The following is an 18,735-nucleotide window of genomic DNA, read 5'->3' as shown; positions in this document are numbered from 1 at the left end:
CCAGGCAATATCTGGCGCGGACTGGCCAGGCACTGGTTTCAGGCACAGAATCCAAATGCAATCAAATCAGGGAGACTCGCCATGCCCGGTCACCGTCCGTTCTACACAGGCGTGCTCGCCATCTGTGGCGCGATCGCCACGCCTGTTGCGCTGGCACAGGCAGGGTCCTATCCCACCAAACCGGTCACGATTGTGGTGCCCAACCCACCGGGCGGCGTGGTCGATACTTCGGCGCGTCTGGTGTCCGACTCGCTTGCGCGCCAACTCGGTCAGGCTGTTGTCATTGATAACCGGGCCGGCGGCAGCGGCAACATCGCCTACCAACTGGTCGCGCGCGCGCCGAAGGACGGATACACGCTGCTGGCCTCATATTCGGCCTATCACGTGGGCAATCCGTCGATGTTCGCCAAACTACCGTGGAACCAGAAAGACCTGGTGCCAGTGGCACTAATCGCCGTCGCGACCAACGTGATCACGGCCAACCCTGCCCTGCCGGCGAACAACCTGAAGGAATTCATCGCCTACCTCAAGCAGAATCCGGGAAAGGTGAACTACGCATCCCAGGGCAACGGTTCCCTGTCGCACGTCGGGACCGAACTGTTTACCCAGGTCACGCAGACCAAGATGACACACGTGCCATACAAGGGGTCCGGGCCGGCAATCCAGGACGTGCTGGCCGGGCAGGTGCAGGTGTTCATCACCACGCCGCCCTCGGTGATCGGCCACGTCCAGACCGGCAAGCTCAAGGCGCTCGCCGTCACCAGCAAAACGCGCCACCCCATGCTGCCTGCGGTGCCGACCACCGCCGAGGCAGGACTGCCTGGTTTCGAACTGGAAGCATGGGTTGGCCTGTTCGCGCCTGCCGGCACGCCGCCCGAGGTCATCGCCAAGCTGTCAGAGAACGTGAAGAAGGTGCTGGAGCAACCAGAGACAAAAAAGCGCGCCGACACCGTCGGCATCGAAGCCCGTTACATGGATCCCGCTGGTCTGGGGGCACTGGTCAAGAAGGATACCGAGTACTGGGGCAAGATCATCAAGGCCAGGAACATCACGGCCGACTGATCGGAGTACGTCCATTCCTTAGCGCCGGATTCACTTGCGCGTCAGGCTGGTCCGGCGGCTGCCGTGGGCGTATCGGCCTTGCCGGCCTGGTCGTGCCAGCCGCCGCCCAGGGCCTTGTACAGGTTGACTTCACTGGTCAGCTGCTCGAGCCGCGCCTGGATCAGCAGTTGCTGCGCGTTGTACAGCGAGCGCTGCGCGTCCAGCACGGCGAGGTAGCTGTCGACACCCGTGCGGTAGCGCCGGTCGGCCAGGCCATAGGCGTCCTGGGCGGCTTCCACGAAGCGGATCTGGGCCTCGAGCTGGCTGGTGTAGGTGCCCCGTGCCGCCAGCCCATCGGCCACCTCGCGGAAGGCGGTCTGCACCGTACGCTCGTACTGGGCGACGTTCACGTCCTTCTGGATGGTGGCAAAGTCCAGGCTGGCCCGCAGGCTGCCGGCGGTAAACAGCGGCAGGTTGATCCGCGGCTGGAACAGCCACGTGCCAGAGCCGGCCCCGAACAGGCCCGAAAGCTGGTTGCTGGCGGTGCCCGCCGATGCGGTCAGGCTGATACTGGGGAAGAACGCCGCACGCGCGGCGCCGATATCGGCGTTGGCGGAGCGCAGCCGGTGCTCGGCCGCGAGCACGTCCGGACGGATCTGCAGCAGGTCGGAGGGCAGCCCGGCCGGCACATCGGCAAACAGCTTCTGCGCCAGCGGCAGGCCTTCCGGCAGGTCCGCTGGCAGGGACGTGCCGACCAGCAGCACCAGGGCATTCTCATCCTGGGCAACCAGCCGGGTGTAGCGCGCAAGGCTCGCGCGGGCGGTTTCCACGGCGGTCTGCGCCTGGCGCAGGTCCAGCCGGGAAGCGATCCCTTCCTCGTAGCTGCGCCGGGTCAGGCCATAGCTGCGCTCGTAATTGGCCAGCGTTTCGTGGGTGAGCTGCAGCAGGGCTTCATCGGCGCGCTGGGTCAGGTAGGCGCTGGCAACGCTCGCCACCAGCGAAATCTGCGCGCTGCGGCGTGCCTCGTCGCTGGCGAAATACTGTTCGAGCGCGGATTCGCTAAGGCTGCGCAGGCGGCCGAACAGGTCGATCTCCCACGCCGTGGTGCCCACCGACACGCCGTACTGGCTGCCGATCATCCGCTGTCCGGTGGAGGACAGGTCGGCGGGAATGCGCTGGCGCGTGCCCAGTGCGGCCGCGCCGACGGCGGGAAACAGGTCGGCGCGCTGGATGCGGTACTGTGCACCGAACGCCTCCACGTTGAGGGCGGCCACGCGCAGGTCACGGTTGTTCTGCAGCGCCAGTTCGACCAGACGGCGCAGGCGCGCATCGGCGAAGAATTCGCGCCAGCCCAGCTCGATCGCGGGCACCTGGCCGGCTTCGGCGGCGGCATCGGCAGGCAGGTAGGCCGGGCCCTGCGGGTAGGCTGCCTCCACCGGCGAGGCCGGCCGCTCGTACCTGGGGATCAGGCTGCAGCCGGCCAGCATGGCCATGGCGGCAGCGCAGAGCAAGGTCTTCTTCATTCCAGCGCCTCTTTTTCCAGGGAGGCCACATGCGGCCCCGGCGGCTCCGGCCTGCGCTTGCGCCCGAACATGGAGGTGACGACGACAAAAAACAGCGGCACCCAGAAGATCGCCAGCACCGTGGCAGTGATCATGCCGCCGATCACGCCGGTGCCAATGGCGTGCTGGCTGCCGGCACCGGCGCCGGTCGACACGGCCAGCGGGAACACGCCGAGCATGAAGGCCAGCGAGGTCATCACGATGGGGCGCAGGCGCATGCGGCACGCCTCCACGGCGGCCTCGACCAGGTTCTTGCCCTGTTCGTACTGGCTCCTGGCGAACTCCACGATCAGGATGGCGTTCTTGGCGGACAGGCCGATGGTGGTCAACAGGCCCACCTGGAAGAACACGTCATTGGACAAGCCACGCCCCAGCGTGGCGAGCAGTGCGCCGATCACCCCGAGTGGGACCACCAGCATCACCGAGAACGGGATCGACCAGCTCTCGTAGAGCGCGGCCAGGCACAGGAACACCACCAGCAGCGAGAGCGCATAGAGCGCCGGCGCCTGCGAGCCCGACAGCCGTTCCTCATAGGACAGGCCGGTCCAGGCATAGCCTACGCCCGGCGGCATCTGCCGCATGATCTCCTCGATCGCCTTCATGGCCTCGCCGGAGCTGCGCCCGGGCGCGGGCTCTCCCAGCAACTCCACCGCCGCGACGCCGTTGTAGCGCTGCAGCTTGGGCGAGCCATAGGCCCACTTGCCATCGGCAAAGGCGGAGAACGGCACCATCTCGCCCTTGTCGTTGCGTATGAACCATTTGTCGATATCGTCCGGATTCATCCTGGAATCCGGGCGGCCCTGCACGTAGACGCGCTTGACCCGGCCGCGGTCGATGAAGTCGTTGACATAGCTGGAACCCCACGCGATGGATACCGTGCTGTTGATGTCTGCCAGCGAAACGCCAAGCGCGCGGGCCTTTTCATCGTCGATCACCAGCTGGTACTGCGGCTGGTCATTCAGGCCATTGGGGCGCACGCGCTGCAGCACCGGGCTTTGCGAGGCCAGCGCCAGGAACTTGTCACGCGCGTTCATCAGCGCCACGTGACCAATGCCGGCCTGGTCCTGCAGGTAGAGGTCAAAGCCGATGGCATTGCCCAGTTCCTGCACCGCGGGCGGGGCGAACGCGAACGACATCGAATCGCGGAAGCTCATGAACTTGCGCTGCGCGCGCGCGGCCAGGTCGAACACGCTGGTGCCTTCCCCGCTGCGCTGCTCCCATGGCTTGAGCAGAATGAAGGCCAGACCCGAGTTCTGGCCGCGGCCGGCAAAGTTGAAGCCGTTGACGGTGAACAGCGAGTTCACCACGCCGCCCTCCTCCTTCAGCATGTACTCTCGCATCTGGTCGAGTACCTTCTGCGTGCGCTCGGCCGTGGCGCCGGCCGGCGTCTGCACCTGGGCGTACAGCACGCCCTGGTCTTCTTCCGGCAGGAACGATGTGGGGATGCGCGTGAACAGGAAGCCCATCACCACCAGGATGGCCACGTAGATCAGCAGGAACGGCAGGCGGCGCTTCAGGATGCCCGATACGCTGCGCTCGTAGCTTTGGACGGTCGAGTTGAACTTGCGGTTGAACCAGCCGAAGAAGCCGCCCTTGTTCTCGCCATGGTCGCCCTTTTCGATGGGCTGGAGCATGGTGGCGCACAGGGCCGGCGTCAGTATCAGCGCGACCAGCACCGACAGCACCATGGACGAGACAATGGTGATGGAGAACTGCCGGTAGATCACGCCGGTCGAGCCGCCGAAGAACGCCATCGGCAGGAACACCGCCGAGAGCACCATGGCAATGCCCACCAGCGCGCCCTGGATCTGGCCCATGGAGCGCCGCGCGGCCTCCTTGGGCGGCAGGCCTTCCTCGGCCATCACGCGTTCTACGTTCTCCACCACGACGATGGCGTCATCCACCAGCAGCCCGATGGCCAGCACCATGCCGAACATGGTCAGCGTGTTGATGGTGTAGCCGAACGCCGCCAGCACGCCGAAGGTGCCCAGCAGCACCACCGGCACGGCAATGGTGGGGATCAGCGTGGCGCGGACGTTCTGCAGGAACAGGTACATCACCAGGAACACCAGCACGATGGCTTCCATCAGCGTCTTCACCACTTCGTGGATGGAGCCCGCGATCACCGGCGAGGTGTCATACGGGAAGACCACCTTCATCCCGGGCGGGAAGAAAGGCTCCAGCCCGTCCAGCGTCTTGCGGATGGCGCGCACGGTTTCCAGCGCGTTGGCCCCCGCGGCCAGCCGCACGGCAATGCCCGAGGCCGCCTGGCCGTTGTATTGCGCGTTGATGTTGTAGTCCTGCCCGCCCAGGCCCACCTCGGCGACGTCCTTCAGGCGCACCTGGGAGCCGTCGGGGTTGACCTTGAGCAGGATGTTGCCGAACTGCTCGCTGGTCTGCAGCCGGGTCTTGCCGATCACGCTGGCATTGAGTTGCTGGCCCCGCACCGCCGGCAGGCCGCCCAACTGGCCGGAGGCCACCTGGACGTTCTGCGCCCTGATGGCGCTGCTCACGTCCAGCGGCGTGAGCTGGTAGCTGTTGAGCCGGGCCGGGTCGATCCATACCCGCATCGCATACTGCGCGCCGAACACCTGGAAGTCGCCCACGCCGTAGGTGCGCGAAAGCGGGTCCTGGAGATTCGAGACGATGTAGTTCGACAGGTCTTCCCGCGTGACCTTCGGGTCAGTGGAAATCAGGCCCACGATGACCAGGAAGTTGCGCACCGACTTGGTCACGCGGATGCCTTGCTGCTGCACTTCCTGCGGCAGCAGGGGCTGCGCCAGTGCCAGCTTGTTCTGCACCTGCACCTGGGCAATATCCGGATTGGTGCCCTGCTCGAAGGTCACCGTGATCGTCATGCTGCCGTCGGCGTTGCTTTCCGAGGAGATGTAGCGCAGGCCGTCCAGGCCGTTGAGCTGCTGCTCGATCACCTGCACCACGGTATCCTGCACCGTCTCGGCGGAGGCGCCGGGGTAGTTGACCGAGATGGCGATGGTGGGCGGCGCGATGGCCGGATACTGGCTGATGGGCAGCGCGCGGATCGACAGCACCCCGGCCAGCATGATGACCAGGGCGATCACCCACGCGAAGATGGGCCGATCGATAAAGAAATTGGACATGGATACTCCCTCGCCCTGGCAGTGTGCTCAGGGCTTGGCCGCGGACGGGGCGGACGCGGCGGCCACCGGGGCGCCTGCGCCGTTACCGGCCTGGGCTACGCGCACTTTCGCCCCGGGCCGCACGAACTGCAGGCCCTCCACGATGACGCGATCGCCGGCTCCGAGGCCCTCGGAAACCAGCCACTTGTCGCCAACGACGCGGTCGGTGCGGATCTGCCGCAGTTCCACCTCGTCCCTGGCATTGACCACCAGCGCCGTGGCCTGGCCCTTGAGGTCGCGCGTCACACCCTGCTGGGGCACGAGCAGGGCATTGGTCTTCACGCCTTCACGCAGGCGGGCATGGACGAACATGCCCGGCAACAGCTCATGGCGCGGGTTGGGAAACACCGCGCGCAGCGTCACCGAGCCGGTGCCCTGGTCCACGGCCACTTCAGAGAACTCCAGGCGGCCGGTTTCGGGATAGCGGGTACCGTCTTCCAGCACCAGGCTGACCTGGGCCGCGTTGACGCCGGCGCTTTGCAGCGCACCATTGGCCAGTTCGCGCCGCAGCCGCAGCAGGGAGGCAGAGGGCTGCGTCACGTCGACGTAGATCGGGTCAAGCTGCTGCACCACTGACAGCGCGGTAGCCTGGCCGTTGGTGACCAGCGCACCTTCCGTCACATTCGAGCGCCCGATGCGCCCGGAAATCGGCGACAGCACCTTGGTATAGCGCAGGTTGATCTCGGCGCGATCCACCGCAGCCTGCGCCTGCAGCCAGGCGGCCCTGGCCTCGTCATACTGCTGCTTGCTGACCGCCTCGTCACCGACCAGGCGCCCATACCGCTCTGCCAGCAGGCGGGTGGATTCCAGCGTCGCCCTGGCGCTCTTGTAGGTGGCTTCGTAGGTGGATGGGTCGATCTGATAGAGCTGCTGGCCCTGCGTGACGTCGCTGCCCTCCTTGAACAGGCGGCGCAGGATGATGCCGTCCACCTGCGGCCTGACTTCGGCAATGCGGAACGCCGTGGTGCGCCCCGGCAACTCGGTATCCAGCGTCAGCTGCTCGGTCTTGAGCGTGACCACGCTCACTTGCGGTGGCGGCGGGGCTGCGGCCTCCTTCTTGCTACCGCATCCGGCAAGCGTTGACATGGCGATGGCCAGCGTGACCGGAACCCAGGCGCTGCAGCCGCGTGATCGTTGCATTGCGATTTCCTGCGTAAGAATCAAGGCCGAGTCAAAATGTCACCGGCAAGCCGGTTGACCTGTGCCAGAGCGGAACAGCGGCATGAAGCAAGGGCCATGCCCGCCGTTGCACCAGCGCCAGTTGCAGAAGACGTAGCCGAGAAAGTCTATCCCGACTCGAAGAAATGGTTCGGCCGATTATCGGCTACCCATATTTCAAAAACTTTCAAACACCCACGACGGCTGTCAGGGGCTCCCAGCAACGCCTCGCCAGCACCACCGTGGAGCCTTCGTAAAAGGAGAACCGCATGCGTCGCCTGACCGCCATGGAGTTTCATCCCGAACTGCTTGAGCTCTACGACGGTTACGTGCATGGCCGGCTCAGCCGGCGCGACTTTCTCGACCGCGCAGCGAAATTCGCCGTTGGCAGCCTGACCGCGACCGCTATCCTCGCTTCACTGAGCCCCGACTATGCGCTGGCCCAGCAAATCGCGTTCACGGATCCGGACATCCTTGCCGAGTACATCCGCTATCCCTCTCCGAACGGCCATGGAGAGGTGCGCGGCTATATGGTGCGCCCCACCAGGACGACCAGGCCGGTGCCCGGTGTGGTCGTCGTGCACGAGAACCGGGGCCTCAATCCCTATATCGAGGACATCGCGCGACGTCTGGCCAAGGCCGGTTTCGTCGCGCTGGCACCGGACGGCCTGAGCTCGGTCGGCGGCTATCCTGGCAATGACGACAGGGGCCGCGTGCTGCAGCAGCAAGTCAACCCGCAGAAGCTCATGGACGATTTCTTTGCAGCCATTGAATACCTTCGGGCCGGCAACCTGACCACAGGCAAAGTCGGCATCACCGGCTTCTGCTACGGCGGTGGGGTCTGCAATGCCGCGGCGGTGGCCTACCCGGAACTGGCTGCGGCGGTGCCGTTCTACGGCCGCCAGGCCAGGCCCGAGGACGTTCCACGCATCAAGGCACCGTTGCTATTGCACTTTGCCGAGACCGATCCGAACGTCAATGCCACCTGGCCTGCCTACGAGGCGGCGCTGAAAGCCAACGGCAAGGCCTACGAGGCCCACATCTACCGAGGCACCCACCACGGTTTTCACAATGACTCCACGCCACGCTACGACGAGGCAGCCGCCAGGCTGGCGTGGGACCGGACTATCGCCTGGTTCCGGCGCTACCTGGCCTGAAAAGAGAAGTGCCGCAACACCGGGGGCTACTCCTCCACGTAGCCAGCTTCAGGGACCGAGCCCTGAGAGTGGGCTCAATCGAGGGTGATCTTGCCCGCCTTCACGATCTGCCCATAGCGGGTGATGTCACGATCGATCAGCTTGCGGAACTCCTCTGAGGTGCTTCCCACCGGCACGAAGCCCAGGTCAGTCAGCTTCTTCGCAACGTCCGGGCTGCGGGTTGCCGCGGCGATTTCCCTGGCCATGCGATCGACGACCGGAGCCGGCGTGCCGGCGGGTGCCAGCAGGCCCGTCCACGAGCTCATGACAAAGCCCGGGAAACCCGACTCTTCCATGGTCGGGATGTTCGGTTCACCCGGCCAGCGCTTGGCCGACGCCACGGCGAGCACGTTGATCTTGCCAGACTTCACGTGTGGCATCGGCACCAGCAACGGATCGAACGCCACGGATACCTCGCCCGATATCAGCGCCGGCAGAATCGGGGCGCTGCCGTTGTACGGAATGTGGGTCATCTTGACTTTGGACTCCATCGCCAGGCGCTCACCGGTCAGGTGCGCGGAGCTGCCAACACCGCTCGAGCCGAAGGTCAGCGTGTCGGGGTGCTTCTTGCCGTATGCGACCAGTTCACCAACCGTCTTGACCGGCAACTTCTTGCTGGCGAACAGGAACAACGGCAGCTCCGCCATCTCGGCCACCGGTACCAGGTCCGACGGCTTGTAGCTGAGCTTCGAGTACAGCGACATGTTCGCGCTGTAGGCGGCCAGCACCGACACGAAGGTATAGCCATCCGGCGCCGAGCGCGCCGCGATGCCCACCCCCAGCGTGCTGTTCGCACCGGGCTTGTTCTCGATGATGATGGGCTGCCCCAGGCTCTGCGCGACCTTCTCGAACACAACGCGCGAAACTGTGTCGGTCGAGCCGCCGGGCGTATAGGGGACGATGACCTTGATCGGTTTGGTCGGCCAGGTATCGGCGGCCGTGGCGGCCGTGGCGGCCGTGTGCCCGACAGCCAGGCCAGCGATGGCGACAGCCATCAGTCGTACGGTGCGCGATGCGCGAATGTTGATGCTCAAACTACGTCTCCTGCTCTTGGTTTCTGTGTCCGCCCGCGCCTGACGGAAATTCCGTATCGGCATAAACGGTAGGTTGATTATGCCGGAGCCACATATTCACCGCCCTGAGCCAACCCTGGAAAACAGCTGTCCTGACAATGCAGTGTGCGATAACCGCTCCAGCCCTTGCGGAGAGACGGGTACGTGGCACAGATCGTTGGCTATGGGGCGCCCCGATCCTCGGCGCCGGTGGCATGCCCGTCGCGGCGATCTCGATCCGCATTCCGCTGTTCCGGCGCAGCGGAACACCATCTTTGACAGCCCCTGTCATTCCTCGGAGGGTGAGTTGCCGGCTTGAACGAAAAGGCTGTTGACGCGGCCTCTTCGTTCAAGCCCTGGAGAGCTTGGGTCTGAATAATTTACGGACCGACACATCCTCTCCTGGAGCCCACATGTACCGCTTCGCAGACCGCATCCACAGCGCGATCAACACTGAAATCCAGCGTTCAAGGGCCGCCGAATCGCGCGGCGAATTCCATACCGCCTTCAGTCACCTGGAGCGAGCGCATGTGCTCGGACAGCGGTCAACCGTCCAGCATGTGCGCATGCACTGGCTGATGCTGCGCTTCGCGCTGCGCAACCGTTGGGCCTCGGAAGTCGCAGGGCAGATGTGGCGAGTGGCGGCGGCAGCGGTCTTCACGTCCTTCGGCTTGCTGCCCTCGGGCAACTCAGGTGGCGCCAACGTGAGCGGCTTCCAGCCCTTGGCCATCTCCGCCGACCTGCAGCGTGTCATCGACACCGCCGAGTGAAAGGCCCCCTTCATGCACGCCTCCATCAAGACCCTGTCCGCCCTGGCGATGTTCTCCATGCTTTTTGCCACCTCCGGCTGCAGCACCCCTCCGCAGAATCTCGACCTGTCCCTCGACAAGTCCACCGAAGGCGGGCGCTACAGAATCGCCGTCATCTCCCCGACTCCCGCTCCTGCTGTCAATCAATTGCACACCTGGAAGGTCAAGCTGGCCACGCTTGGGGGCAAGCCCGTGAAGGGAGCACAGTTCGCCGTTGGCGGCGGCATGCCGCAGCACGGTCACGGCTACCCGACTCAACCGCGCGTGACGCGGGAGATCGAAGATGGCACCTATCTTCTCGAGGGCATGAAGTTCAGCATGAGCGGCTGGTGGGAGCTCAAGCTCGGCATCCGGGCGGAGCCCGGTCCTGATCAGGTGACCTTCAACATCGTCATCGACCCTAAGTCCCAGCGCCAGTGATGAAGACCAACATCAAATTTGGGACGACGCTCATTGGCGCGCTACTGGCGCTGCCCATCGCGGTGCGGGTGTTGGCGTCTCAACCGTCAGCGCCTCTGCGTGACGCGTGGTCGCAGGTCGACCTGCAGACGCTGGCCGCGATGCAACTGAACCAGGCGGGGCCGCGGCCAGCCGACCCCTCGAATGCCTATGAGGGTCGCATCAAGGCGGCCAATTTAGGCAGGGCGCTTTTCAACGACACCCGCTTAAGTCGCAATGGCCGCGTGTCGTGCGCAAGCTGCCACTCCCCAATCGGGCAGTTCGAGGACGGCAAACCTCTGGGCCAGGGACTGGGGACGGGCAGGCGCAGGACGATGCCCGTGATGGGTGCCTCCCACGCGCCATTCCTCTTCTGGGACGGCCGCAAGGACAGCCTGTGGTCGCAGGCATTGGGTCCCATGGAGGACGCCGCAGAGCACGGCGGCAACCGGGTGCGGTTGGTGCGCGTCATCCAAGAGCACTACTCTGCACAGTACAAGGACGTCTTCGGTCCGCTTCACGCCGTGAAGGCACTTCCGGCCGACGCCTCGCCGCTGGGCACTCAGAGCGAACAGGCCGCGTGGGCTGCGTTGCCGGCCGAGACGCGGGACCAGGTCAATCGCGTCTTCGCCAACATGGGAAAAGCTATCGCTGCCTACGAAAGCCGAGTGCAGTACGGCCCCTCGCGGTTCGATCAATACGTTCAGTCCACGCTCGCCGGCGATGGTCATGGCCAGGATGCGCTCACCGGCCAGGAGGTTCGGGGTTTGCGACTGTACCTGACCAAGGGACAGTGCATCACCTGCCACAACGGCCCGATGCTCACCGACCAGGCGTTCCACAACACGGGCATCCCGCCATTGAATCCGAAGAATCCCGATCGTGGACGTGCCGATGCCATCCGGAAGCTCTTGGCTGACGAGTTCAATTGCCTGGGACCTTACAGTGACGCCAAGCCCGAACAGTGTGCAGAACTGAACTTCCTGGCGACGGACGACCCTGGCTACCTCGGAGCGTTTCGCACGCCGAGCCTGCGAAACGTTGCTGTCCGCGCGCCATACATGCATGCAGGCCAGTTCCCGACGCTGCAGGACGCGATCCGGCACTACGTCCAGGCGCCAAAGGCCGTGCTTGGCCAAAGCGAACTGGCGCGACCCGGCGGGAAACAGGTGCGGCGGCAGACCATCCAGCTGTCGCCGCAAGATATCGACGACCTGGTGGCCTTTCTTGGCGCCCTGACCGGTCCTGTCGCTCAGCCCAGGTAGTGGGACGGCACGCGCAGCCGCTCGCTCAGCGGTCCCTTCATCTGCATGGCCGAGGGAGCCAGTCCGAACATTGTGCGGCAGGTGCGAGACAGATGAGCGGAGTCTGCAAAGCCGGCTGCGTGGGCGGCACTGGCCAAGCTGTCGCCCTGCATGAGGAATTCCCATACTCGCAGCAGCCGGCGCCACAGTTGGTAGGTTCGCAATGGCATCCCGGTCTCCTCGACGAAGATGTGGCGGAATCTGCTTGGCGACAGGTGCACCACGCCAGCCACCTCCTCGAGGGTCAGTGTGTCGCCGGAACGCGCGCGGATGTAGTCGATGGCCTGCAGGACCCGGGGGTCGGACGGAACGTGAGGGACAGTCCTGGAAAGCGAGCTCACCAATTCCTGAGCGGCGCTCTGCACTGCGCCGGTAGTCCCGGTCACTCGCCATGCCCGCTCAAGCTTGCCGACAAGGGAGCCCAGCTCATCTCCACCAAGGAACTCGATCTGCCCTCCCAGCCTTGCGGACAGAGCACGTCCTTCCGGTGTCTCCGGCTCGATGAACACCACTGCGCTCCAGTCGCAAGAAGCGACGTCGATACTGTGCACAGCGCGGGAGGGGACAAGCGCGCCATCACAAGGCGCCCATTGTCCGCGACGGCCCGACTGCACCTGAAGGCCTGAAGGCGCCCCGATGACAAGCTGAATGGCGTAGTGCGCGTGTGGAGCGACCAGCCCGCCCCCACGGCCAATGAAAAGGCCACCCCCCGTCCAGGCAATGAAGTCCCCCTCGTATCGCGTTTGCTTTCCGCTCATGGCGCCGCTCCTGCTGAACGGATTCTTTCAGGGCGCGCAACCGCTTCCCGATACTCGGCCGGCAAGAACCGCGTCACGCCCGGTGCCGCCGAGCGGTCGTCCGGGGCGGCGATTTGCGCGCGGCCGCCGGCGCGGTTGCGGCCGCGCGCGCCGCTCAGGTCGATGGGAATCAGAAGGCGATCCAGCGGGACGAGATCTGACATGAGGATTGCCTGATGGCGTGGAGCGCAGGGATTTGGCTAGTCTATCGACATTAGAACAGGTCCTCGCGATTGACTGCAGTCATTGGTGCCACGGTTACCCAGCGCGTTCGATACAACTCAGTAAGACGCAGGAGCCAGTCGGCGCATTTCAATTCACCAGACGCGCTGTCCGCCCTTCTCAGTGGTGCATGCCGCCACCGTGAAAACCACCATGCGAGCCACCCCCACCGTGGAACCCCCGGTGCAAGCCGCCATGGAAGCCGCCGCGAACAATCACCCCCTGCCTGCGGAAGAACACATGGTGCATGTGGTGGACGTGATGGAAGCGGTCAACCAGGATCACACTGGCGCCAAAGCCCACGCCGACTGGAGCCCAGTACCAGGGATCGTAATAGTAGGCGGGGGCCGCATAGGTGACCACCCCGCTCGCTCCGTCGACCAACTGCCAGGTCCCGTCCGGCTGCAGGCAGGCCACACCCGAGATCTCCTGCAGCACGCCGCCAATCTCGGCCTGTCCAACCACTTGCTGGCAGGGCGCCGACTCCAATTCCTCGGCCGGCGCCGCCGCGCCAAAGCTGAGGCCTGCGAACACGGCCGCCGCGGCCGCCAAACCCTTGCCCATGATTATCACCCCGACCTCAATGTCCCGACGTATGCCCTCACGGATCTCATGGCACATCGGTTTGCCTGCCGGCCCGCGTCCGCTACCCACAGCCACGCCAGTCCTGCATGAAGTAAACGGATCAGAGCCACGTTTTATTCCACACAGCGGTGACGCCGCGCCTCACTGCCATGCTTGCGGATTGCCGCCCAGGCTGCTGCAGACGTCCATCGCGATCTCGCGCAGGCGCGGCTCGCTGCGCGGGCCCGAGAGCGCGTAACCGGCACCCGCGCTGGCCCAATAGAACGTGCTCCGGTCGTCCTGGCGCAACAAACGGAAAGTGGTGCGCCGCGGCGCTGCCCCGGTGATATACAGCGTGAGGCGCCCGCCCGCCTGGTTTTGATACATCAACTGTGCCGCCGGACCGGCTGCGCCGGGCAACAGCCGCCCACCAATCAGCGTGTAGCCGTATTCGTCCAGCGCTGGAATCGTCAGTGTGCGCGCCAGCCGGCGCGACAGCCAAGCCACCAGGTGCGCCTGGTCGGTGGCAGCCACTTCTACCGGGTGACCCTGCTCCGGCGCATAGACCGCGTAGGCAAGGTCAGCATGGCGGGCGAGATCCCAGGGATCGGACCCGCGCGACGACAGCCAGGCGCCGCCGGTGCCTAGCAACATCCCCGCGCCGACCCAGGCCAGCGCGGCCACCGCACGCCACCACCACGCGCGGCGCGGCATCACCACCACATAGTGCACTTCCGTCGGCAACGGAAACAGCGACCTGAGTGCGGCGCTCTGACGCCGGTAATCCTCTACACGTGCGGCGGCCTGTACATCTTGCGCCAGCGCGGCCACGACCTCGACCTGCTCGTGCGGCGCAAGCTCGCCATCGACCAGCGCCGAGAGCCGCTTCAGCTCCGAGTCTGTCGCCGGCGCGGTGGAACTTCGATTGTCAGTCATGGCCTCTGCCTCACGACTTGGAAAACCCTGGAATGTTTCCAGCGTCGCCGCCGAGCAGCCCGCGCAGGTGCTCGCGCGCGCGCGACAGGCGCGACATTACCGTCCCTACCGGCACCTGCAGGATTGCGGCGGCTTCGCGGTAGCTCAATTGCTCCAGTGCCACCAGCAGCAGCACGTCGCGCTGCTCCAGCGGCAGGCGGTACAGCGCGCGCTGCACATCGAGCAGCAGCAGCCCGTCGACCTCCCCGGCCGGGGCTTCCAGCCGCTGCCACACAGGGTCCTCGGCATCAAGCGCAAGCTCGTGGCGCTTGCGCAACTGGTCGACATAGAGGTGGCGCAATATGGTCATCAACCAGGCGCGCGTATTGCTGTGGGCGCGCAGCAGCGAGGTGCGCGCGAGCGCGCGCTCGAGCGTGTCCTGCACCAGGTCATCCGCCCATGCGGCATCGCCCGTCAACGCGCGCGCGTAACGGCGCAGCTGCGGCAGGCAGGCGGCGAAATCGTCGCGCAAGCTCACCGGGATGGACACGCCTCGGGCCAGCGGGCAGGACGGATTAGTAGCTGCCGCGATACATTCCGCTGCCCGTATTCCGGCTACTGCCACTGCGGGATTGGGACGAACTGCCCGACGGATCCGTGCCACTGTCGGTGGAGCACGCCGCCACCGCCATCATGGCAAGCAGCAGGCCAGAAATCAGATGGAGCATTTTCATTTCGGTCTCCAGGAGGCAGGCCGCGGGGCAGCACTCTCCACGTCGAGAACGCCGCGCCGGGGCAGCGCGATGTTGCTGCTGCCGGAAGCCTGTCAACTGGGTAAACGCGCCGCGGCAGCGCTTTATTCCGCGGTTATGGAGTTTTTTTTGATGCCGTGCCACTCAGCACCGGCTGATTGGGACATTGCCGGCCGTCGGTTGCAGATAGGCCGTCGAGCGCGCCGCGTATGGAAGGTGATATTGCCTTCCACCTTCGAGACAATCCGGTGGATATGGCCGTTCAAGACAGTGACCGGACCGAAGCGCTTCAGATGGCTCATTGCCTCGCCGGCGTCGCCGGTGCCCCAACCCCACGGTTGGTAGATCGTCCACATTGGCATGTGCGCGAAGACGACGATCGGCGTGCTGGATGAGCAATCCTTCAGATCGGCCTTCAGCCAGGCGAGTTGGTCGTCGCCCAAGGCATGTCATGGCTACAGCACGGGGCCCTGCACGTGCTGTCGGGGTCTTCCCCGAACCAGTACTCATGCTTTGCCTCTCAGTGCCTGCACCGGCTTCACGTTGTCCGGCATGCCGCACAGGAACCCACGACAGCGGATACCGTGCGGCCGCGGCAAGACAGCAGCATTTCAGGCGTGAGCGCCGTCGGTGAACGGATCGCGCGGGTCCGTAACCTTCTCGCCGTCCGTGAAGACTTCAGATTTGCCTGTCTTCGCGCCGTTGGTGAACGGGTCGCCAGGCCCGGCAACGTGGGTATTGCAGTCGGCGCAGGTACTGTCGGTGCGACCAGCGAAGGCATAGGATTGGCTTGCGAAGGAGGTTAGCGCAGCGGCAACCAGCGGAATCAGGAATTTCATGACAATCTCCAGATGCGGTAAGTCCAGGGTCCGAGGCACAGAGCGTGTCGCCACGGAGGCTGTGCCTAGGTGCTGCACGACGCTCTGTCTCCGTGGCGATCCAGGATTCCCTCGGAACAGGTGCGCCGTGCATCAGTAAAACGCTGGCGGCGCGCGGTTTATTCCTGCTCGCCTTGCGTGGCCCGGAGCGCTTGTACAAAGGCATGCAGGTGCGCGGGCTCCGCATCGGTGATGGCCCAGAAGTTCATGCCGTCCTGGTGCCAGCGGGCAATCGCGTATCCGTCAGTGGAATAGCTTGCCGCTGCCGATGCGCCGTTCGTCGCCGGCAGGATGTAGAGATCGATTGGATGCTTCTGGTAGCGGTAGATCAGTACGCCAACGGTGCGGCGGTCGATATAGTCCACCCGGCCGCCAGCCAGCGGAAAGCCCTTCGCCGCAAGGTCGGTGACCGGCGGCGCATAGTCGAGCCGCCCGTTGAACCACGGCTTGACTGTGTGCTGATCGGTAGATACCACATCGATCGGATGCTGCGACAGCAGTGCGCGCACGTGGCTCGATACGATCGCCTGCCCCAGTGCATCGGCCTGCGGCGGTCGCACCAGGATGAGCGCGCCGAACACCAGCGCCGAGGCTGCCACCCCGGCAAGACCGCCGCCTGCCCACGCCAGCGCGCCGCCGGAGGAAAGTGTGGGCCAGGTGAAGCGGGCCATGCGGCGCCGCGGTTCGCGCGGCAGTCCGGCCAGCACACGCGCAGGCAGATGCGCCGGCGCGCGGTGATAGAGCGATCCGTCGTGCAGCATGCCGTGCAGCGAGTATTCCATCGCATCATCATTCATGATTCGCTCCCGTCGAATGACCCCGCACCGGTACCTGGCGGAGTGCGATGCCGCCAATGCCATCGCGCACCCTCGCCTGCTCGGCGTGCACCGCCGCGCAGAGCAGGTGACGTGCGCGCGCCAGGCGCGACATCACGGTGCCGATCGGAATGTCGGCAACCAGGGCGATATCGCGATAGCTCATGTCTTCGAGCTCGCGCAGGACAAGCACTTCGCGATAGACGACCGGCAACCGTTCGAGCGCGCGGTGGACCAGTTCCACATCGTCGTGGCGCACCGCTAGCGTTTCGGGATTGCTGCCGATGTCGTCAATCCACCCCGGCAATCGCTCGTCGCCATGCAGCGTTTCGTCGTAGGGCGTGCCATCAGCAGCATCGCGCCGCCTGCGCCATTCGCTGAACCAGGTGTTCCTGACGATGGCCAGCAACCACGCGCGCGCATTGTCGCCGTGAAAGCCATCAAAGAACCGGAATGCACGCAGGTAGGCATCCTGCACGATATCGTCCGCATCGCTTGGGCTGCCGCTCAGCCAGCGCGCCAGGTTATAGGCCGCGTCCAGATGCGGCAACGCCACTTGCGCGAAGCGGCTGGACTTGTCGGTTGCGATCACGGTGCTCTCCTGTCCCTGGCCTATGTAAAACCGCCTGACACCGCGACTTATTCCCGGCATCGCGAAATTTTTTCGGAGTTCGTTCCGGGAATAAATCTCGGCGCCAGGCGGTATACGGGGCGGCGGAGTACGAGGTCAGGACGAACCCAGGGCGCGCGCGGGCATTATTTATGAGTCCATCAGGAAATCCGGAATCACCTGGGTAAGGCGCAGGACGCCGGCAGGATCGAAGTAGAAATTCATCGTCGCGTACTCCAGGCCGTCTTGTGCGAACCGGTAGCCCCAGACCTCGCGGTGCATGCGCGGAAAACGACTTATCTCTGCAGGCTTCCCGAAGCGAGTCAGGACATCGCGCGTGGTCCATTCGCCGATCCGGGCCTGGCCGAACTCCTCCGCGCTCAGCATCTGCCGGACGCTGACGACCCGCCCGTCGGGACCGATGTCGGCGGCCCATCTGGTCTCGCCCGGCGCGGGATAGAGCCAGCGCCGGGAGCCATCGGGAAATTGATAGATCTCGCGCGGCGCACCCAGCAAGGCCTGAAGCTCTGTCTCGCTGGCGCCAGGCGCCACAGCTTGCCATGCCGGGCTCGCGCAGCCAGCTGCCAGGGCAACTGCAGCAAGCATGAGAAGCCGGCTTGCAAGGCACGGGCGTGGCAGCCGGGCGGGCTTCATCGGAAGATGGGGAATCATGATGGGTCTCCGTCAGAAATTATGGAGAGAGCTGCCAGCCGGGCAGCACCGGACGTGATGCCGAGGGTTCGCCTTGATGCAATGCCTTGCAGAGCCTGACAGCACCCAGCAGCGCCGATCGGGGATGGGCAAGCCAGGCCTGTACCTGTTTGCTGCGGCTCTCGCCACACAGGCACCATGCACTGAAATGCTCGCAATTGTTGGTCAGCAGGCGGTAGCGGTGTTCATTCAATCGGGAGCGTGCCCGCCGCACGACTTCGTGGCTCGGGTAGACAGGCGCCGGGCTGGCGTCGATCCAGACCTGCCGGCCGGCCGCGAACTCCGCGAGGTCCACCTCCTCCACCAGCCCGGGATGCCGGCTGTGAAGGTAGCCGGCGTAATGCACGACCTTGCCGCCGCCGACGTAGATGCCGTGGTGGCAATAGCCACAGCGCAGGGTGACAAGGTGGGCACCGGGTACCGGCTCAACGCCCGTCGGCGGCTCCGTGCCTGCCGGCGCAGCGCTGGCGTCGTTCCATCCCCGCGCCTTGCCTGCCGCGATCTGCCCGAGCGCCATTGCCCGCTCCGTCGCTTACATGCCCGCCTTGCGATTCAACCAGAATAGAGGTCGCATTGCGCCGGCGTGAGGCACGACGTGGTTGTGGCCGGGTCCAGTGGCGCGCATCCGCCCATTGCCAGGGCGAGGTACATGGCGCAAAGCACGAGTGTGGTTCTTGCGAATGGCATGATGGTCTCCTGTGTGGCCGCGATGTACGGCACGCGGCATCGCAGGAGGGATGGCGGAACAGCGCC

Annotated in this window: 20 protein-coding genes and 1 pseudogene; 5 read left to right on the top strand and 16 right to left on the bottom strand. The window is 65.2% G+C overall.

Going from position 1 to position 18,735, the window contains the following annotated elements:
- The first annotated feature begins 81 nt into the window (after positions 1–81).
- Positions 82–1,062, top strand: coding sequence for a Bug family tripartite tricarboxylate transporter substrate binding protein (locus K307_RS35240; RefSeq protein ID WP_080745333.1), 981 nt, complete (start codon positions 82–84; stop codon positions 1,060–1,062).
- A gap of 41 nt (positions 1,063–1,103) precedes the next feature.
- On the opposite strand, the gene adeC is transcribed toward K307_RS35240, so the two are convergent.
- Genes adeC through K307_RS35225 form a run of 3 tightly spaced genes read right to left on the bottom strand, consistent with a single transcriptional unit; the run spans position 1,104 to position 6,901 of the window.
- Positions 1,104–2,564 carry an AdeC/AdeK/OprM family multidrug efflux complex outer membrane factor gene (adeC, locus tag K307_RS35235; protein ID WP_042885679.1) on the bottom strand — a complete coding sequence of 487 codons (1,461 nt, stop codon included), beginning with the start codon at positions 2,562–2,564 and terminating at the stop codon, positions 1,104–1,106.
- Positions 2,561–5,722, bottom strand: coding sequence for an efflux RND transporter permease subunit (locus K307_RS35230; RefSeq protein WP_042885678.1), 3,162 nt, complete (start codon positions 5,720–5,722; stop codon positions 2,561–2,563). Before K307_RS35230 ends, adeC begins: the two co-directional genes overlap by 4 nt.
- Positions 5,723–5,749: 27 nt before the next feature.
- The gene (locus K307_RS35225) at positions 5,750–6,901 is read right to left on the bottom strand and encodes an efflux RND transporter periplasmic adaptor subunit (protein WP_042885676.1); all 1,152 of its coding nucleotides are present in this window, start codon (positions 6,899–6,901) and stop codon (positions 5,750–5,752) included.
- A gap of 287 nt (positions 6,902–7,188) precedes the next feature.
- Here K307_RS35225 and yghX point away from each other — a divergent pair, with 287 nt between their 5' ends.
- Positions 7,189–8,076 carry a YghX family hydrolase gene (gene yghX, locus K307_RS35220; protein WP_042885675.1) on the top strand — a complete coding sequence of 296 codons (888 nt, stop codon included), beginning with the start codon at positions 7,189–7,191 and terminating at the stop codon, positions 8,074–8,076.
- A 74-nt stretch (positions 8,077–8,150) separates the two neighbouring features.
- Here the strand turns inward: yghX and K307_RS35215 are convergent, their stop codons facing one another.
- The gene (locus tag K307_RS35215) at positions 8,151–9,110 is read right to left on the bottom strand and encodes a Bug family tripartite tricarboxylate transporter substrate binding protein (RefSeq protein WP_230626386.1); all 960 of its coding nucleotides are present in this window, start codon (positions 9,108–9,110) and stop codon (positions 8,151–8,153) included.
- Positions 9,111–9,580: 470 nt separating this feature from the next.
- Between K307_RS35215 and K307_RS35210 the strand changes: the two genes are divergently transcribed.
- From K307_RS35210 to K307_RS35200, 3 genes are read left to right on the top strand one after another with little or no spacing between them, the layout of a single operon-like run.
- Positions 9,581–9,937: a DUF3703 domain-containing protein gene (locus K307_RS35210; protein ID WP_042885673.1), complete on the top strand. Its 357-nt coding sequence runs from the start codon at positions 9,581–9,583 to the stop codon at positions 9,935–9,937.
- 12 nt (positions 9,938–9,949) lie between these two features.
- The gene (locus K307_RS35205) at positions 9,950–10,396 is read left to right on the top strand and encodes a FixH family protein (protein WP_051975305.1); all 447 of its coding nucleotides are present in this window, start codon (positions 9,950–9,952) and stop codon (positions 10,394–10,396) included.
- A complete protein-coding gene (locus tag K307_RS35200) occupies positions 10,396–11,679 on the top strand; it encodes a cytochrome-c peroxidase (RefSeq protein ID WP_042885672.1) in 1,284 nt (427 codons plus the stop codon). Before K307_RS35205 ends, K307_RS35200 begins: the two co-directional genes overlap by 1 nt.
- On the opposite strand, the gene K307_RS35195 is transcribed toward K307_RS35200, so the two are convergent.
- The 12 genes and pseudogenes from K307_RS35195 to K307_RS35145 all read right to left on the bottom strand — a co-directional run bounded on the left by K307_RS35195 (position 11,667) and on the right by K307_RS35145 (position 18,499).
- Positions 11,667–12,227 (bottom strand): helix-turn-helix domain-containing protein, encoded by a 561-nt coding sequence (locus tag K307_RS35195; RefSeq protein WP_230626276.1) that lies wholly within the window; start codon positions 12,225–12,227, stop codon positions 11,667–11,669. The genes K307_RS35200 and K307_RS35195 overlap by 13 nt on opposite strands.
- 245 nt (positions 12,228–12,472) lie before the next feature.
- Entirely contained in the window at positions 12,473–12,679 is a 207-nt protein-coding gene (locus tag K307_RS35190) for a hypothetical protein (protein WP_042885670.1), read from the bottom strand.
- Between the two features lie 178 nt (positions 12,680–12,857).
- Entirely contained in the window at positions 12,858–13,301 is a 444-nt protein-coding gene (locus tag K307_RS35185; RefSeq protein WP_042887805.1) for a hypothetical protein, read from the bottom strand.
- Between the two features lie 162 nt (positions 13,302–13,463).
- A complete protein-coding gene (locus K307_RS35180) occupies positions 13,464–14,237 on the bottom strand; it encodes an anti-sigma factor family protein (protein WP_042885669.1) in 774 nt (257 codons plus the stop codon).
- 10 nt (positions 14,238–14,247) lie between these two features.
- Positions 14,248–14,754, bottom strand: coding sequence for a sigma-70 family RNA polymerase sigma factor (locus tag K307_RS35175; RefSeq protein ID WP_042885668.1), 507 nt, complete (start codon positions 14,752–14,754; stop codon positions 14,248–14,250).
- A 37-nt stretch (positions 14,755–14,791) separates the two neighbouring features.
- Entirely contained in the window at positions 14,792–14,950 is a 159-nt protein-coding gene (locus K307_RS48200) for a hypothetical protein (protein WP_155301328.1), read from the bottom strand.
- Between the two features lie 177 nt (positions 14,951–15,127).
- Positions 15,128–15,414, bottom strand: a pseudogene (locus K307_RS35170) (metallophosphoesterase family protein); the annotation flags it as partial.
- Positions 15,415–15,579: 165 nt separating this feature from the next.
- On the bottom strand, positions 15,580–15,807 hold the full coding sequence (locus K307_RS35165; RefSeq protein WP_042885666.1) for a hypothetical protein: 228 nt from the start codon (positions 15,805–15,807) through the stop codon (positions 15,580–15,582).
- Positions 15,808–15,965: 158 nt separating this feature from the next.
- On the bottom strand, positions 15,966–16,643 hold the full coding sequence (locus tag K307_RS35160; protein ID WP_080745332.1) for an anti-sigma factor family protein: 678 nt from the start codon (positions 16,641–16,643) through the stop codon (positions 15,966–15,968).
- Positions 16,636–17,253, bottom strand: coding sequence for an RNA polymerase sigma factor (locus K307_RS35155; RefSeq protein ID WP_051975304.1), 618 nt, complete (start codon positions 17,251–17,253; stop codon positions 16,636–16,638). Before K307_RS35155 ends, K307_RS35160 begins: the two co-directional genes overlap by 8 nt.
- A 168-nt stretch (positions 17,254–17,421) precedes the next feature.
- Positions 17,422–17,943: a hypothetical protein gene (locus tag K307_RS35150; protein ID WP_042885665.1), complete on the bottom strand. Its 522-nt coding sequence runs from the start codon at positions 17,941–17,943 to the stop codon at positions 17,422–17,424.
- A gap of 19 nt (positions 17,944–17,962) precedes the next feature.
- On the bottom strand, positions 17,963–18,499 hold the full coding sequence (locus tag K307_RS35145; protein WP_051975303.1) for a lecithin retinol acyltransferase family protein: 537 nt from the start codon (positions 18,497–18,499) through the stop codon (positions 17,963–17,965).
- Positions 18,500–18,735: the final 236 nt, after the last annotated feature.

The sequence above is a fragment of the Cupriavidus necator A5-1 genome (assembly GCF_000744095.1).
Lineage (GTDB): Bacteria > Pseudomonadota > Gammaproteobacteria > Burkholderiales > Burkholderiaceae > Cupriavidus > Cupriavidus necator_A.
This window is presented reverse-complemented; position numbering and strand designations above follow the sequence as displayed.